Raw genomic sequence first — 16,323 nt, 5'->3', positions numbered from 1 at the left:
CCTTTATCGGCAAGCAGGCCGCAGACAAAGGAGGGCGAGATGCAGGGGATTACTGGAGGGCTTACACTCGATCAGATTCTGCCCTGCCCCCTCTCAACGTCTCCGTCTGGCATAATTCGCGTTGCTGATGTCCGCGTAGGTCATGAAGTATTCGGTGCCGCAGGCCGGGTGGTTCCCGTTGTCGCCATCGCCGACTTCTCGGAAGCGAAGCTTGCTCGCTACCGGCTGGATACCGGAGAGGAAGTTCGTACCGCGTTCGACCAGCCGATCCCAACGATGACCGCCGAGGAGCGGAAGCTTTCAGCTAAACGGTCTGATGAGTATCGGGCACGTCGCCGTGCAGCGCGTCCTAGTCGGGCGAAAGCCGTGTCGAAGAAGCCCGGTGTTTCCCTGAAAGTGACCGAGCTGAATCGGCAACGCCAACACGCCTATCTTGACCCCATCTTGCCGTCTCCTCGGCTGCCAGCAGCGATCATGGCATCCCTGCTGCACAGCGACGGGCGTGAGTTGAACCATTCCGTTCCTGTCTCCGTAGGCGTCGAGCTGCCCGAAGCTACGCTGCCGATTGAGCCCTACCACTTTGGGGCTTGGCTTGGGGATGGTTACAGCGCCGCCGGCAAAATCGGGATGGCACAGTCTGATTTTGAGCTGCTCTTCCCATACCTGCCGGAGCCTGCCTCGAAGGTTGTCGACCCTCGACCTGCGTACAGGCGGCCCTTCCTCATATGCCGATGGGATGGGATGACAACGGCCTTGCGAGAGCTTGGGGTCCTGAAAAACAAGCATGTCCCCGCTATCTACCTTCGAAGCTCAATCGCTCAGCGGATAGCCTTGCTTCAAGGACTCTTGGACACCGACGGTACGTGTAACTCTCGCGGTCAGATCGAGTTTTCGGTTACGAGCCAGCAGTTGATAGAGGGGGTACTAGACCTCGTTGCAGGCTTGGGGATCAAGGTGGAACTGCGCCAAGGTCCCGCTAAGTTGTACGGCCGAACGGTGGGTACCCGAGGCCGTTTGAAATTCATGGCTCCCTTTCCTGCGTTTCGACTTCCTCGGAAAGCCGAAAGGCAGAAGCTAAAGGGGTTCAGGCCGACGACGCTGCGGCGCTACATCGCAAGTGCCGTTGAGGACGAGCCTGCTCCTGTCCGCGCGTTTGCTATCGGTAGCGCGGACGGAGTTTTCCTTGTCGGCCGCAGCTTGATCGCGGTTCACGGATGTCCCCGGCTCGAAGCGGTTGCCGTCGAGCGAGTACCGCAAACGGACGCGCCTTCGACGTGGCTTTTTACTCCCCTTGGCCAGTGGTTATCTGGACGCAGGACGAACTAATGTTGCTGGTGTTTGGGTTCAGACATGAAGGATTTGCCTTAGAGCGAGGGACTCCTCAGCTAGGGAGAGTATTTTGGGCGCTTGTGCGTTGCTGCCGAGGAACCGCCGTCCTAGCACCCTGACCGTACCTCAACCCCACCCAAGCTTCACTTCAGCGGGGCTTAAGCCTCGCTTGTCGGTGGCTTTGGCGGTCCTGAGTGTGCGGTTTATCACCGCTGCAAGTGGCCTGTCCGTTAACTCAAAGCAGTTTTCAGCGGGGATGCGTCGACAAAAACTTGGTGCGATCCCCGGAGGCAAGGTTCGACCACGGCTAGGGAGCGCGGTGCCCGAGAGAAGGAATTATCCGAGCGCGAGCGGCACAATGCGAGACAAATAGTCACCCTGCCAGCTCCTTAACCCTTCTCCTTCATTTCGCTGAAGACTGTGGATAACGGGGATAGCCACCGGTCCGCTTGCTTGATGTTCTTGAATTGTTCCTTCCCGGCGTGGCAGCGTACCGCCCATGCCGGACGCCCTGCCGATTCCCTTGCCGCTTACCTCGCCTGTATGGCTCGACAGCGTCGCGGTCGCAGCCGTTGGACAGGCTGCCTCAGTTGCCGCTCAGGCGGGCGGTGATGGCGCGGTGGAGGCGCTGGCAGTGCTCGTAGGCCGCTATCCTGCGCTGCCTCTGGCGATGCTGCGGGAGGCCGCCGAGGGCATCGTCTCGTCCGCTGCGGTGAAGGGGCCCTGACCATGGCGCGAGCCGGCCTCCGCCTCCTGTCCAGAGGCTCCAAACATGGTCAGGACCTGCGCCGATTGTCGTTGGTGCCGGCGCCGGTCGGAGAAACCTACTACTTCGACATCTTCGGATGCGGTCTATCATCCCGCGACGATCAAGGCGAGCTGCTGGCCAACCTTCAAGCGGCCCGATTGCAGGCTATCCTAACCGCGACCCAACTGCTGCGGGCTACTCTTGACTGCAAGGGCACCGGGCAGACCGTGACCGTTGTGGTGCGTGACGAGAGCGGCGAGCGGTACCGGGTGGCTATCTATGCGGGGTAAGCGTTTTTTGGTTGGTGATCGTGGTATTGTCGTGACTGCCAATCAAGCCCTGGATCGATCGGAGATGACACCTTGTACGGCAACTTCTGACCATTCCCTCAGCCCCACCCAAGGTTCGCTTTAGCGGGGTCAAGGTGGGGTATAGAATGTGGCGGTATAACCAAAGGGCGGCACACCGATTTCAAGCCTTCTGACACCTCGGCGAGATGGTGCGACCTGCCTTATAAGCAGGCGTTCGATGCTCATTACGGCAGAGGCTATGCATCTTTGGGTGCGAGTATGATGGCTCCAAAACCGGCTAGCATCGCATCAGAGCGGAGTGTAACATTATAGCCGCTTGGTGGAGTGTTTAGCCATGTTTTTGGCAGATGGTATGCGCCCACTCATGGGAATGGTGGTTTCGTTGGCTTTTCTTGGAGCCTCGCTCATGTTCCTGGCTTGGGCCATAGCGTGGCCCGGACCTGAAGGCTCAACCACTTCGAAAACACGCGCTAAATGCGACGAGGTTGTCGATACCCTTCTTAATAGCCGCTATCTTGTCGAGGTTAGCCGAGCGGGCATCCTTATCGATCGACTAAATTGTAATATAGGGCGGCGCCTGCCATAAATTTCTTGACCGTCTTCTCCTGCGAGACGCTTGCATTCGGCGCCCCTGTAACAGGAGGAGAAAAGGCTGTAGCAACATGCATTACATCCTTTTCTTACTTTCTGCCTACTACAGTGACCGTACCTAGACCTGATCGAAGCTCACGCTCAAGACCGCTGACGCGCGGGCTTAGACGCGACGTTTTGCTAAGCTTCCTGCGGCCCTTTTGTAATTAGGCAAGGTGCTCGCTAAGAAATTCCGCAAGATCGGTAACGACCTTTTGCGCGGCAAGAACGGCGGTGGCTCTTGCAGGGTCGACAGCGGCGAAGGACTGCGCTTTAGCCTTCAAGGCCGGTAACGTAGCAAACGCGCTGTTGGTGAGCGCCAATGGACCATGGCCGCTCCACTCTGCTCCTCTCTTGATCGCGGCAAGAAGCTGAAATGCCTGCTCGTCCGTAATCAACGCCGCCAGTGGCACATCGAGCGCCGGAACGGCTGCTGCAAACGGGTTTGAAGTTGCCCATTGCGACGAGGCCGCACGAGTGACGTAATTCTCGAACAGCCGGCTGAACAGGTCGGGAGCATGCGCGAGCGTTTGCAAGAGTTCCGGCGTGTATGGGGCGAGCGCTACAACCCAATCGGAGAACTCCTTAAGTTCGGCGACGACAAAAGCTTCGCCAAGCTCTGAAACGCACGCCCCTAAAACACGTGCAGGGTGCCTAAGCTGCTGATAGGGCAATCCCACCCCTACGGCCGTGGCATTCAGCATAAGTAGCGACCTGATGCGAAGCTTGATTGCTAGCGGCAGGCTGGAGAATAAGAATGGGTCGCTTGCTACCAACATGGAAAAGAGTTCGGCAAGCTTCGTATCAGATGACTTGGGGATCACGAGGCCTTTGATGATTAAGTCTCGGTCAGCGGTTTCCCGGCGCGCAACGAACGCAAGCAGGAAATTGCGCGCATTACCGGCGATAGTAGCATCGGCGTTGTCCAAAGATTGGACCACCCGACTGATCAAAAATGGCTTGGCTGCCGGATCAAGGTTGGCGAGCTCTTGGCCGAGAACAGCCACCATGTCGGGAACATTGGAGCTTGGGAAGAAATTCTGATCGCCGAACCTCCCAATTACAGCTTCAACGATGTACGAGGTTTCTCTCACTGGCTGGCTTATGAATTTTTTTACTGCCTCCGCGAACACAAAACGCGCCTCCTCAGCCGTGACAGTGTGGCCAGAGGGATGCGCCGCCTTGTTCCGTTGGGAGTTAAGCTGCTCAAGGATCTGCGCCTCAAGGTGCGTGAGTATGCCGGCCGCTTTTAGTTTTTGGATAAGTGGCGTCTCGAAGACCCTTTGTGCGGCAGCCAGCGCCTCGATCTCATCGGAAACGGCCTTTGCGGTGCCGTTTACGGGCGCAATGGCCTTGATCTTTCGACGCAGACTATCAAACAGCGCGATGTGAGTGAGCACCACACAGGCGCGGTGTGCACCAGTACCGTAGCAAATGAAGGCTTCCTTTAAAAAGTCCGCCACATCTCGGTCGTGGACCGTAGTGATGAGCTCCTCCATATCAGTTAGGCCAGCCAAGCGGTTCTCCTTTGTAGAGCGTGAAAGAAGCCGTACTCTCTACGGCAACAGCGTGTGGCGTCCAAATGTGGCTCCGGAGAAGCCAACATTCGAAATAATCTGTCTAAGACAGCTCCAAGGAGCCGAAAGTATTCTCAACGACTAGGCCCAACGGTCTGTCGGCGCTCTTGGCAACTGGCAAGCACGCATGCATGCCATAAACAGCTATCCGGACCGACGAATGCCCGCGCTTATTTCCTCCGGTTCAAACCGCGTTGCATGTCACGTCGGGGGATCAGGTAGCGGCATCCAATGCGTCGGCTTCGCGGTGAGCTTCGCCCCGCTCCACGCCGTTTCCCATCGCCCACCGCCCCAACTACTCCAATAGGCCGTAATCACGTCCTGCCGGAGGGCATGGCCGGCACGCTCAGGAAGGTAGACTAGGATGACCTGACCGTCTTGTGGGGCCGTTGCGATAGGCTGCCAGCTTTGCATGACCCCTCCCACGACGTTGCGAGCAAAGTTTGGCGGGCAGGGTAGCAGCCTCGGCCGAACGCGACGCAAGCTCAATCGCTGGCCGTGCCGAGGTAGACGTCAGGGCGCCGCTCGAACTTAGGCTGCCTTGATGGCTGTCACTCTATCGATGGGTTGCAGCAGCCATTCCCCATCATTCGCCGCGTTCCCGACCGCATTCGCCACCCTGTAGCGACGCAACACACCGTCCGCGGCGGGGCGCAGCAACGCTGAAAGTTGCTTTAAGTCATGCTCCGCTGCGGCGTCTCCAATCCACGCCACAATATCGTCGGATTGCAAGATGGCCGGCATCCATCCATTCGGCGCCGCCTCATGTCCCTTTGCCTCAACGGTCACGACCGAGAACCGCACATCTGCACCGCGCCGCTGTTCACACGCATCATCGTAAAGGCAGGCGAGCAACATAGGGCTGCCATCCTGTCGCACGACGGCGTGGACGTGCTTGTGATGCGGCAGGTTGGGGTGAGGCACGGTCCAATCGTAGTACCCGGACACGGCCACTATCCCACGGCGATGGTGGAGTAGATCAGCCCAAGGCGCCTTCTTCAGGGCTGACGATTTGACGGACGGCACCTCCTCGGTGCGGGTGTCGTATGCGGGCCGCCTCTTCTTGATCGCCTTCCATGCTGGCTCGGGCACCGAGATGGCGAAGGTAGCAGGGATGAGCACGCGACGGCCTCTATCCTTCGAGCCCGGCCTCTTGTCGACGCAGACCATCGGCGCGATGCCGCGTGGCGCGAGGTTGAAGCGCGGTTCAATGACCCCTTCAGCCGGCTTAGCATCGAGTAGGTCGGCGATAGTGGAGACGGGCAGGTTTGAAATCAGGCGTCCGCACATGGGTATGCTCCTTCGAAATGGGACTGGCTGTGATTTTGAGTGGTAGAGTAGGTCTTTAGCTTGAATTCGAGGCCGATTTCTCGGCGTGAAATGGCGCGGATCAAGTCGCAGGTCAGAGCCGCAGCGTTGGCCGGAACAAGGATGCCGTCGTGGATCGGCAGCCCAAGGATGCCTTGCTTGCCGAGCCCTTGCACCACGACGAGCATGATGTCGGACTCAAGCCCCATCAGCATGTGCGGGAGGACGCGCTTCGGCTCCGCGACGGCCGAGAACTCGGTTGCGAGGCGCCACGGCTCCGAAAGCCAAGGATATTGTTTGAGAACAGTGGCCATCACTTCCAGCGGGTCGACGGCGGCCAGCTCCGGCGTCTTTGCAAGCCGATCCTTCGGCCACTTCCGCACCGGGCTTCCCTTGCCCAAAGTGGCGTTAACCCACGCCTTCACGGTGCTTCGGCTGAACCCCGGCACCGCGTAAGGGTCGCCTTCAGGAAGCGGCAGCCCGACCAAGGCATGCATAATCGAGAGATGAGAGGCGCTGATGTCGACTTCGACGACGGACTCACCGTTGATCCGGATGTCATTGAGGCGGCGCTCAAGCGGCATGCTTTGGTAGTTGCCGTCACCCACCGCATGGAGGCGTCCGTAGAGTTGAAGGTTGCCCTTGAACTTCCGCTGCCAGCGCGGCGGGAGACATCCCGTGACGTCAAAGCCGGCCGCAAAGGCATTCAGGCGCTCTACCTCCGCCCGGAGTGAGGAAGCGACGAGGTCATGTGGATCGATCCGAAGCTTCCGTCCCCGCTCGGCATTCGGATGCGGCGGGATTTCTTGCAGGACGATTGCCTCGCGGACCTTGGGAGCCTTCAAGCTGCTGCTCCGGCGCCACCCGAAATCTGCGGCGACGGTGGCCGTGTCGATGCCGTAGGAGGCGGCGAGCGTCAGCAGCTTCTCGGTAGGCCAGAAGCGTGAGGCAGCACCCTTAGAACCGTCCGGGAGGCGTCCGCCCCTTCTACGGCGCAGGAAATACTCCTTCTCCATCCAGTGGATCGCATCGACAAATGCGGGATAACCAATGTCCTCACCCGTGAAGGTGTTTGCATCGAAGCTGCGGGAGACTGCCCGAGGTGGTGTTTCTGTCCAAGCGAGAAGCAGACTGCCGACAATGGCGCCTAGAGCTGCCCGGAGCTGACGATCAGCATCCGCCCGGCGAGCCCGAGTACGGGCTTCGGCATAGGTTTCTGCGAGGATGACGCGGCGGTGAATTTCCGCGACTAAGGCTTCGGCTGCCGGATTCGATGGAGCCCGGAGGAAGTTGAGGTAGCGGGAGTCGCCAACAGCTTTCCGAGACAGCTTCTCCGGAGGGAACCGGAACCCTCCCATCAGTCCGAGAGACGAGTTGCTCCGGAGCGGAGGTACCTTCTCGGGCATCGGCTTCGGCTTCTTCGTACGAGAGTGCCGCGCCGGAGGTGCTTGGAGGGAGATTTCAGCCTTGGAGCAGTAATCTTCCTCCAGGAGTGAAGCGGATTCATGAACAGAGGCTGCTTCGACAGAGCTGGAAGCCTCCCCGAAGATGTCTTGAAGCCAATCATCTTCGGAGTTGGCTGCTTGAGTCTCTATATGGGGCTTATTGTTATACGGCCCCCCCGAGGGGAGCCTACTAATAGACTTAAGCGTGCATGCATCATCCACCAGCACATCTGCCGGGGAGCAGTTTGGATCAATGGGGAGCATGACAGGACCAAAAATGCAGGGTTGAGCAGGCCGGGAGCCCTTCAGACCCACTGCAAGAGTGGGTTTGGCAGTACTCCGAGCTGCAATGCGAGGCGGGTTAATGGCGCTTCCGGGGGTAAGGCCCTCGGTCCCAATAGCCTCTGTTTAGCCTCACAATATCGTGAGGTCAACTGAAATCACTTGCGTTCGCTCTGACGCCCTGATCCGAGCGCAGAACAAGCAGGAGCGGCTAGCACCCCTGCATAGCGGTTTTGGCCGATTGCCGGAGCCGTCCTCTGGCCGAATGGCGCCACGCTGATGCCGGTTTGGGCCGTTAGGCGTTGTTCCTGTGAGCAGCCGCTTAGGTCAGAACTGGCTCTCCCGCGCCGAGCCTCAGTTCAGGGCTGCCAGCCAGACAATCCGTGCACCCGCCATCCAGCCGTCCGAAACCCCTGCGCAGAGGTGATAAGGTGGTATCGTGCCCTTGCCAGGATTGTTTGGCCTTCACTTACATCCACTATCCGGGTACCCCGGCTGGCCCAAGCCCCCTCCGGGCCCGAGCAATCAACCGTTAGGCGTTTTCGGCAACGCTTGCAGCATGAGCCTGTTCGCCGACCCCCCGCGTGTTGACGGCGCCCGTCCCGAGCCTGAGCTGACCGCAGCGGAAGGCCCTCTCGGCGGTCCCTCTTACGCCTATCGAGGCGCGGTGATCGACTGCCACAAGGGCGGGCACGTCTGCGCGCTTCGGATGCCCGATCACCCGCTACACGGACGCGGCTTCGGCGTTGTCGGCACCATCACACCGCTCGTTGATCTATGGCTCGATGAGGGTCGGCTGCCGAGCTATATGCGGTTAGTCCCAAAGGCGAAGCGGTGCTCACCTACGGCCGCCTGATCCCCATAGCCGACCGCCTCGCGACGGTCGGGGTCGGCAATGCCGCCGCTGACCAACCGGTTCATGAGGCGGCCGGCTTAACTGGCTAAATCCTGCCTTACACAACCGAAGTGACGGCGGCGCGGGCGCTGCTTCCGCCTCGCTTCGAATGCTTGTGAGCAAGCATGCCGGAGCGCGCTTCTCCGAAAAAATTCTCTCTATTTATAAGAGCCTTGGAGGTTTCGAGAGGGGGCCATTCGGCCCCGGCCTTGCACCGCGATCAGCGGGGAAGCTCGCGCAGTCACGGCCCCTTCCGGCTCTCACTCAGACCTTTAACCGGAATGTTGTTAACACAAAATGTACGGCGGGGCCGGTTGAATAGGTGTCTCGGAAGCGGCTTGGTTAAAAATGGCCACCGATGCCCACGGTAAAACGCGCCCCATTGTCGCCGGGGCAGGAGGTAACAAACCGCAAAGGAGGAATCTCGGGTCGGCTAAGCTCCATTCTCAGCTCGCAGCGCGAGCTCTGGACCGCTCCCCGATCCGAGATTACGGCGCGAGTGGCGGTAACTTGAAACTCAGCGTGCAGCGGCGCCGCTGCGACTGTACCAATGATACCCGCTACGGCAGCACGGGCGCGAACAGCCAGCCGCGCGTTAGCCCAATTGCTACCTTCCAGGGGCGCTGACACGCCCACGGAGTCGCCGATCCCCATATTAGCACTGATGCGTATGCCACTTGGCAGCGCCCACGTAGCTTCCTGCACTAGGGAGGCGCCGAGAGCCGGCGAAGTAGCCGAACTGCCCGTTACGCTTGAGCTCTCTACTCGAAGCTGCGGCACAAACGCCAAAGAGAAAGAGCTTGCGGTGATGAGCTTGTGACGTGTCCCAAGGCTCATAGCGCCCCTATAGACCCCTCCTTCCGCTTCCACGCTTGGGGCAGTCGGGCGGACCTCACCCTGCGCCCACAAGTTGCCGTTTGGCGTGCTCCATCGCACCCGTGCCGCGTCGGTAAGAATCGCCCGGTTCGCCTGTCCAGTTAAAGCCTGAGCTGGCGTTACGGCCCAATCAGCTTTCGCCGATAGAGGAGTGGTCAGAAGTGCGCAAAGTGGTAGGGCGCGCGCAAACGCAGCGCCGACCGCGAACGGTGCGAACATATCGATTGTGTCTCTATTTCGGCGAATATGGCTAAATCGTGCTGGGGTTGATTTATCCGGCCGAAATCTTCACCTCAAGCTAAAACTCACGAAACCGAGAGCAAGTGGTTGTAAGTGTGGCTTGTTGCGGCGCAGCAAGGGTAGGCGGTGGGGTAGTCAGCCGCTTCCTGGCGCTGCTCGAATGCAGATTTGGTTTAAGTCCGGTACCGGAAGCAGCGTCGATGATGGCCGTTAGACAGCCCACGCAGGTTGCAATCTTCGGGTATCCGGTCTGCTTCGGCGACCACCAAGGCGAGGCGACATAACTGCAGCGGTCGCTTGCGTACGTGCGAGACACCCTGACAAAAGAGAGGCAGAAAAGCAGCCTCACACATTCACGCAATGCTATAACATTACAGACACTTCTAGGCGCAGTTCGTCACCATTGCGCTGGCACGTTACAAGCCGCCGGTATCACTCATCCGGGCCGCTAATGCCGTCCAGAGATGACGGCAGAGCCGTCGATGGCTGACAGGGCTCCTGTCAGCGCAATGGACGGTTAAGCGGGAGGCAGAAACGAGGAAGGGGCGCCGCTTTGTCAGCAGGTTCGCCTTCAGAGGCGTCGGCTCATTCGTCGGCGGCATTTTTCTGTTGCTGGCCAGCATGACCGCCGTGCCGTTCATTATGGCTCTGCTGCAGTGGTTCTGGACATACTACGGCGTGCCGTAGGGACGGCAGGGACAGCGCGGCGCAAGCAGCGGGTTTCAAACACCGCATTGCTACAAAACGGTGCTACAAAGTGGGCCCGATTGGGTCCTTTAACCGTTTGAATTTGCTACAAAAACGCCGCGTGGCGTCCCCTAGGGGATTCGAACCCCTGTTACCGCCGTGAGAGGGCGGTGTCCTAGGCCTCTAGACGAAGGGGACAAGGCCGCGAGGCGCGCCTTCTACCCGCGGATGGAGCCGGGATCAAGCGCCCTTCCGCGGTTTTTCTTTCGCCCGCGCATAGCGGCCGCTGCGGCAGGCCTCGGAGCAGAAGCGCACCTGCTCCCAGTCGCGCGCCCATTTGCGCCGCCAGGCGAAGGGGCGGCCGCAGGCGGCACAGGTTTTCTGCGGCAGGGGCGGCTTCATCGGCCGAGGCGGATCTCACCGCTGACCCGGCCGCGCTTCGGATCGACCATCAGCACCCGGTCGCCATCGGGCCGCTGGACCCAGACGCCGATGCCGGTCTCGCTCGCGGCGATGCCGGCGATGCGGGATCCCTCGGGCTGGTCGAGCGCCGCCTGCCAGGCGGCATTGGCCCCGCCGCCGCCGGCCCGCTGGACGAGCAGCGCAACCAGGGTCACGGTGCCGCCGACGATCAGCACCCCCATCACGACGACCAGGACCTTGAGCGCTTTCAACGCGACCCCCTCCGAGACATTCACCGCCGTGGCGGGGCCCGAGGCCGCCGGCACCCGCGCCGACCGCTTCCTGGCGGAGGCGATAGGTTCGCTCTCGCGCTCCCGCGTCAAGGCGCTGATCGTGGCCGGCGCCGCGACGCGGGACGGCAAGCCGCTACGCGACGCCGCCGAGGCGGTGCGGGCGGGCAGCACCTACGCCCTCGCCATCCCGCACGTGACCGATGCGCTGCCGCTGCCGCAGGACATCCCGCTGACGATCCTGTTCGAGGACCGCGACCTGATCGTGCTCGACAAGCCCGCGGGGCTCGTCGTCCACCCGGCGCCGGGCAACCAGGACGGCACGCTGGTGAACGCGCTGCTGGCCCATGCGGGAGAGGAGCTGGAGGGAATCGGGGGCGAGAAGCGGCCGGGCATCGTTCACCGGTTGGACAAGGATACCTCCGGCGTCATGGTCGTGGCCAAGACGGAGAGAGCGCTACGGACGCTCTCCGAGACTTTCGCGAATCGGGACCTCGACCGGGAATACCTGGCTCTCGCCTGGGGTGTGCCGCAGCCGCCGGCCGGGGAGATCGAGGGGGATATCGGCCGCCACCCAACCGACCGGAAGCGGATGGCCGTCGTCACCCGCAACGGCAAGCATGCGCTCACCCGCTATGCCACGGAGCGCGCCTGGGGCGCCGCCTGTGCCCTGCTGCGCTGCCGGCTGGCGACCGGGCGGACGCACCAGATCCGGGTGCATCTGGCGGAGCGGGGGCATCCATTGGTGGGCGACCCGGTCTATCTGCGCCGCACACCGGGCGCGGCGCGGCTGCTGGCGGAGCCGGCGCGTGGGGCGTTGCTGGCCTTCCCGCGCCAAGCCTTGCACGCGGCGAGCCTCGGCTTCCGCCATCCGGTGACGGGCGAGGCACTCAGCTTCAGCGTGCCGACGCCCCCGGATTTTGCCGCGTTGCTTGATATCCTGACTAAGGATGGCGGCACGTAACGCCGAGTAACCGACCCAGAAAGTCGGATTTTTGTTGCATCGCGGCACCACTTCGTCTAAAAAACGCCTCGGCAGCGGCCTTCGGGTGCCAAGACCCATATCGCAGCCTTGCTCGCCTCGTCGTGACCGAGGCAGGCGCGGTCGGGTGGGCTCGGAGGGCGTTCAACTGCCAGATTCGTCGCTGGTCCATGGTGCCGCCGTCACGGGGCACCGCGCCAGCGCAGGAGGCAGATATCAGTTATGGCTTCCAGCTCCATGATCCCCATTGCCCCCGAGGGCAACCTCTCGCGCTACCTCCAGGAGATTCGGAAATTTCCGATGCTCGCCCCGGAGGAGGAGCTGGAGCTTGCCAAACGGTGGAAAGAGCATGGCGATGAGCGAGCCGCCCACAAGCTCGTCACCAGCCACCTGCGCCTCGTCGCCAAGATCGCCATGGGCTATCGCGGCTACGGCCTGCCGGTCGGCGAGCTGATCTCCGAAGGCAATGTCGGCATGATGCAGGCGGTGAAGCGGTTCGACCCAGACCGCGGCTTCCGCCTCGCTACCTACGCCATGTGGTGGATCCGCGCCGCAATCCAGGAATACATCCTGCACAGCTGGTCGCTCGTGAAGATGGGCACGACCGCCGCGCAGAAGAAGCTGTTCTTCAACCTGCGCCGGCTGAAGGCCCAGATGTCGGCACTGGAGGAGGGCGACCTGCAATCCGAGCAGGTCGAGAAAATCGCCCGCGTCCTCCAGGTGCCGGAGCAGGACGTGGTGTCGATGAACCGGCGCCTCGCCTCGCCCGACCACAGCCTGAACGCCCCCGTCCGCGCCGATAGCGAGGGCGAGTGGCAGGACTGGCTGGTCGACGACCAGGAGACGCAGGAGAGCGAGCTTTCCGACCGCGAGGACCTGTCCAACCGCCGCATGCTTCTGGGTGAGGCGCTGAAGACGCTGAACGAGCGTGAGCGCCACATCCTGATCGAGCGGCGGCTGAAGGACGAGCCGACCACGCTCGAGGAGCTGTCGCAGCAGTACAACATCAGCCGCGAGCGCGTGCGCCAGATCGAGGTGCGGGCCTTCGAGAAGCTGCAGAAGAGCATGAAGAACCAGATCGTCGAGCGCCGCCTGGCTGTCTGATAACCACTATCAGGACTGATGATTGGCGCCGCCCCCCGGGCGGCGCCATTGTTTTGGGCGAAGGAGACATCCAATGCCCGACGCCATTCCCGTCCATCCCGCCATGCGGATCGGCCATGTCCATCTGAAGGTCGCCGATCTCGACCGCGCCCTCGGCTTCTGGCGCGACGTGATCGGGCTCGAGGTGCAGCAGCGGATGGGCCGGCAGGCCGTCTTCCTCTCGGCCGGCGGCTATCACCATCATATCGCCCTCAACACCTGGGAAAGCGCAGGCGGCGCTTGGCCTCCGCCGGGAGCGACCGGCCTCTACCATGTGGCGCTGCTCTACCCGGACCGCGCGGCTCTCGCCGTGGCGCTGCGCCGGGTGGTGGAGGCGGGCGTGCCGCTGGAGGGCGCGGCGGATCACGGCGTCTCCGAGGCGGTCTATCTCCGCGACCCGGACGGCAATGGCGTGGAGCTCTACCGCGACCGCGCGCCTGAGGAATGGCCGCGCGTTACGGCGGGCGAGCTTGCCATGGTCAATCGGCGGTTCGACCTGCAGGCGTTGCTGGCCGAGGCCGCCTCACCAAGCTAGGTCGATCCAGGAGAGGTGGCCGCCCTTGCCGGCACCGGTATCGAGGAAGATCGCCCGCCCGCCGGCCTCGCCCGGCTGGATATAGGGGCGGCCATCGGTCGAGCGCCGCTCATGCCCGCAATAGAGGGTGTAGCCGGCGGGGATGCGGTCCACCCAGTCATGCAGCCGCTCGGGGTAGCCATCGGCCATCATCCGCCCCGTCACCTGCCCGAAGAGGGCGCGGGAGAGCATCGGGTCCGGCTTGCGGGTGCCGGCATCGGGTGGCGAGGGTTCGCGCAGCATCCGCGGGTGCCAGCCGGCATGGACGAAGAGCGATTGGCCGAGGCTGAGCCAGGCCGGGGCGGCGGCGATTTCGGCGATGGCGCGGGATTTCAGCGCGGCGCCATCCGGCGCCTCCGCGAGTTGCGCGAGCGTCCGCCCGAGCCCTTCCGGCGCCATCCGCACCCGCTGGCCGATCAGGGCACGGCGCAGCTTGTGGTCGTGGTTGCCGAGCAGGAAGCGCCCGGCGCCGGCATCGAGCAGGCCGAACATCCGCCGCAGCACGGCCGGGCTGTCCGGCCCGTGGTCAGTCAGGTCGCCGAGTTGCAGGACGAAGAGCCGCTCCGCCTCCGCCCCGGCGACCGCATGCTCGAAGGCTGTGGCCTCGCCATGCACGTCGCCGACGATGCGCAGGCCGCTGAAGCCGCGCGCCGCGAGGTCGGCCTGGGCTGCGGCGGTCACGCGGCCGGCTCCTGCCCAGCGCGGAGGCGGGCGAAGGCGTCGAGGGCGCGGCGGCGGCCGTCTTCCGGCAGCACCACGGGCGCCGGATAGTCGCGGCCGAGGACGAGGCCGGCCTCGCGCAGGACGCCCCCCGGCGCTTCCCAGGGCTGGTGCAGCCAGCGGTCGGGCAGTTTCGCCAGCTCGGGTACGAAGCGGCGAACGTAGCTGCCCTCGGGGTCGAATTTCTCGCCCTGGAGCACCGGGTTGAAGACGCGGAAATAGGGCGAGGCATCCGTCCCGCTGCCGGCGATCCATTGCCAGGAGGCGCTGTTGGAGGCGAGGTCGGCATCGACCAGCGTGTCCCAGAACCAGGCGGAGCCGGCCTGCCAGGGCTGGAGCAGCTGCTTCACCAGGAGCGAGGCCGCGATCATCCGCACCCGGTTGTGCATCCAGCCATGGCGCCAGAGCTGGCGCATGCCGGCATCGACGACGGGGATGCCGGTACGGCCGCGCTGCCAAGCGCGGAGCAGGGCGGCATCGGGTTCGAAGGGGAAGGGGGCGAAGCGCTCGCGCAGCGCCACCTCCGGCATTTCCGGCCGGTGCCAAAGCAGGTGGTAGGAGAATTCGCGCCAGAGAATCTCGGAGAGGAAGGGCTGGGCGGCCTCGGCATCGCCGGGGATGGCCTCGCGCACGGCATGCCAGACTTGGCGCGGCGAGACCTCGCCCCAGCGCAGATGCGGCGAGAGGCCGGAGGAGCCCTCGACGCCGGGGAGGTTGCGGTTGACCGCATAATCGCGCACGGGGCCGGCGAGGAAGCGGGCAAGGCGGGCCTGCGCCCCGGCCTCGCCCGGCGTCCAGACCGTGCCGAACTCGGCGGCCCAGTCGGGGATGGGGGGCTGCGGCCGCAGATGCCAGTCGGCGAGGCGGTCGCCGGCTGGCGCGTCCGGCACCGGGTGCAGGCGGTTGGGGGCGGGCAGGGGCGGCTCCGGCTCGCCGCGGGTGGCCATCGACTTGGCGAAGGGGCCATAGACCGTATAGGGCTTGCCGCTGCCGCTCATCACCGTGGGCGGCTCGCGCAGCAGGGTCGAGGTAACGAGGCGGAAGTTGCGGCCGCCGGCCTGCAAGGCCTCCGCCACGCGGGCGTCGCGCTCGCGGGCCCAGGGTTCGTAGAGCCGGCCGGCCAGGACCTCATCGGCGCCGATAGCATCGGCCAGCGCCGGGATGACGATCTCCGCCCGGCCGCGCACCAGCAGCAGCGGCGCCCCGCGCACAGCCAATGCCTCGTTCAGTGCGGCAAGGGAGTGGTGCAGCCACCAGCGGGCGGCGCCGCCCGGGGCCCAGCGCCCGGCCGCGGCATCGTCCAGAACATAGACGGGCAGCAGGGGACGATCGGCTGCGGCGGCAAGGGCGGGATTGTCGGCGAGGCGCAGATCCTGGCGGAACCAGAGCAGGGCAGGGGAGGCATCGGTCATCGACAGTATGTAGGCGGTCCTGCCGAATACGCGACATATCCGCACCTCATGACGGCAGCGCGAGGGAGCGAACCGGTGCGATGAAGTCGCGTTCCGCAACCGCACGGGTGCGATCCCGCTAGCCGGCAATCGACTGCTCCTATCAACCGAAAAGGCCGATTTCGCACGCTTGCCTTATACCAGCCGCCCTAGAGCTTGACCTGAGCCCAGGCACGGGTGGTGATGGAGGTGACCTGCTCTGGTCTGCGCATCAGCGCGTTCCAGGCTGAGCAGCAGGCGTCCACGATAGCGTCGTAGCTCTCCCACACGCGATGACTGAGAAAGTTGGCCCGCAGGAACTCCCACAGGTTCTCGACCGGGTTCAGGTCGGGCGCATAGCGAGGCAGCGGCAGCAGGCTGATGTTTGCGGGCAGTTGCAGCTTGGGTGAGGTGTGCCAGCCCGCGCCGTCGAGGACGAGGACAGCATGGGCTC

Annotated in this window: 15 protein-coding genes and 1 tRNA gene; 6 read left to right on the top strand and 10 right to left on the bottom strand. The window is 63.3% G+C overall.

Features of this window, described 5'->3' with window-relative positions:
- Positions 1 to 39: 39 nt before the first annotated feature.
- The 3 genes from EP26_RS34830 (at position 40) to EP26_RS13585 (ending at position 2,367) form a co-directional block, all read left to right on the top strand.
- Positions 40 to 1,326: an LAGLIDADG family homing endonuclease gene (locus EP26_RS34830; protein WP_157033528.1), complete on the top strand. Its 1,287-nt coding sequence runs from the start codon at positions 40 to 42 to the stop codon at positions 1,324 to 1,326.
- A 502-nt stretch (positions 1,327 to 1,828) separates the two neighbouring features.
- Positions 1,829 to 2,056 carry a hypothetical protein gene (locus EP26_RS13590; protein ID WP_043339199.1) on the top strand — a complete coding sequence of 76 codons (228 nt, stop codon included), beginning with the start codon at positions 1,829 to 1,831 and terminating at the stop codon, positions 2,054 to 2,056.
- Positions 2,057 to 2,058: 2 nt separating this feature from the next.
- Entirely contained in the window at positions 2,059 to 2,367 is a 309-nt protein-coding gene (locus EP26_RS13585) for a DUF6894 family protein (RefSeq protein ID WP_043339198.1), read from the top strand.
- A gap of 818 nt (positions 2,368 to 3,185) precedes the next feature.
- On the opposite strand, the gene EP26_RS13580 is transcribed toward EP26_RS13585, so the two are convergent.
- The 7 genes from EP26_RS13580 to EP26_RS37450 form a co-directional block, all read right to left on the bottom strand.
- Positions 3,186 to 4,517, bottom strand: coding sequence for a hypothetical protein (locus tag EP26_RS13580; protein ID WP_043339196.1), 1,332 nt, complete (start codon positions 4,515 to 4,517; stop codon positions 3,186 to 3,188).
- A gap of 279 nt (positions 4,518 to 4,796) precedes the next feature.
- On the bottom strand, positions 4,797 to 5,009 hold the full coding sequence (locus tag EP26_RS38595; protein ID WP_084112528.1) for a DUF551 domain-containing protein: 213 nt from the start codon (positions 5,007 to 5,009) through the stop codon (positions 4,797 to 4,799).
- A gap of 117 nt (positions 5,010 to 5,126) precedes the next feature.
- On the bottom strand, positions 5,127 to 5,885 hold the full coding sequence (locus EP26_RS13575) for an SOS response-associated peptidase (RefSeq protein ID WP_043339194.1): 759 nt from the start codon (positions 5,883 to 5,885) through the stop codon (positions 5,127 to 5,129).
- On the bottom strand, positions 5,870 to 7,309 hold the full coding sequence (locus tag EP26_RS13570) for a hypothetical protein (protein WP_157033527.1): 1,440 nt from the start codon (positions 7,307 to 7,309) through the stop codon (positions 5,870 to 5,872). Before EP26_RS13570 ends, EP26_RS13575 begins: the two co-directional genes overlap by 16 nt.
- A gap of 3,141 nt (positions 7,310 to 10,450) precedes the next feature.
- A tRNA-Glu gene (locus tag EP26_RS13565) sits at positions 10,451 to 10,526 on the bottom strand.
- A gap of 42 nt (positions 10,527 to 10,568) precedes the next feature.
- Positions 10,569 to 10,730 (bottom strand): DUF2256 domain-containing protein, encoded by a 162-nt coding sequence (locus EP26_RS33135; RefSeq protein ID WP_084112527.1) that lies wholly within the window; start codon positions 10,728 to 10,730, stop codon positions 10,569 to 10,571.
- The gene (locus tag EP26_RS37450; RefSeq protein WP_245624393.1) at positions 10,727 to 11,002 is read right to left on the bottom strand and encodes a DUF6476 family protein; all 276 of its coding nucleotides are present in this window, start codon (positions 11,000 to 11,002) and stop codon (positions 10,727 to 10,729) included. The genes EP26_RS33135 and EP26_RS37450 overlap by 4 nt, the downstream gene beginning before the upstream one ends.
- Here EP26_RS37450 and EP26_RS13555 point away from each other — a divergent pair.
- From EP26_RS13555 to EP26_RS13545, 3 genes are all read left to right on the top strand, one after another.
- Positions 10,989 to 11,984, top strand: a complete 996-nt coding sequence (locus EP26_RS13555; RefSeq protein WP_043339191.1) for an RluA family pseudouridine synthase — start codon at positions 10,989 to 10,991, stop codon at positions 11,982 to 11,984. The two genes, EP26_RS37450 and EP26_RS13555, sit on opposite strands and share 14 nt — an antisense overlap.
- A 240-nt stretch (positions 11,985 to 12,224) precedes the next feature.
- Positions 12,225 to 13,106, top strand: a complete 882-nt coding sequence (rpoH, locus tag EP26_RS13550) for an RNA polymerase sigma factor RpoH (protein ID WP_043339190.1) — start codon at positions 12,225 to 12,227, stop codon at positions 13,104 to 13,106.
- Between the two features lie 73 nt (positions 13,107 to 13,179).
- Positions 13,180 to 13,680, top strand: a complete 501-nt coding sequence (locus tag EP26_RS13545) for a VOC family protein (protein ID WP_043339189.1) — start codon at positions 13,180 to 13,182, stop codon at positions 13,678 to 13,680.
- On the opposite strand, the gene EP26_RS13540 is transcribed toward EP26_RS13545, so the two are convergent.
- The 3 genes from EP26_RS13540 to EP26_RS13530 form a co-directional block, all read right to left on the bottom strand.
- Positions 13,669 to 14,400, bottom strand: a complete 732-nt coding sequence (locus EP26_RS13540) for a metallophosphoesterase (RefSeq protein WP_043339188.1) — start codon at positions 14,398 to 14,400, stop codon at positions 13,669 to 13,671. The two genes, EP26_RS13545 and EP26_RS13540, sit on opposite strands and share 12 nt — an antisense overlap.
- Positions 14,397 to 15,851, bottom strand: coding sequence for a cryptochrome/photolyase family protein (locus tag EP26_RS13535; RefSeq protein WP_043339186.1), 1,455 nt, complete (start codon positions 15,849 to 15,851; stop codon positions 14,397 to 14,399). The genes EP26_RS13540 and EP26_RS13535 overlap by 4 nt, the downstream gene beginning before the upstream one ends.
- A gap of 188 nt (positions 15,852 to 16,039) precedes the next feature.
- Positions 16,040 to 16,323: transposase (locus EP26_RS13530; RefSeq protein WP_043339185.1), on the bottom strand; the 284-nt coding region annotated here is incomplete at its 5' end.

Origin of the sequence: Belnapia moabensis DSM 16746 (genome assembly GCF_000745835.1) — a bacterium.
Lineage (GTDB): Bacteria > Pseudomonadota > Alphaproteobacteria > Acetobacterales > Acetobacteraceae > Belnapia > Belnapia moabensis.
This window is presented reverse-complemented; position numbering and strand designations above follow the sequence as displayed.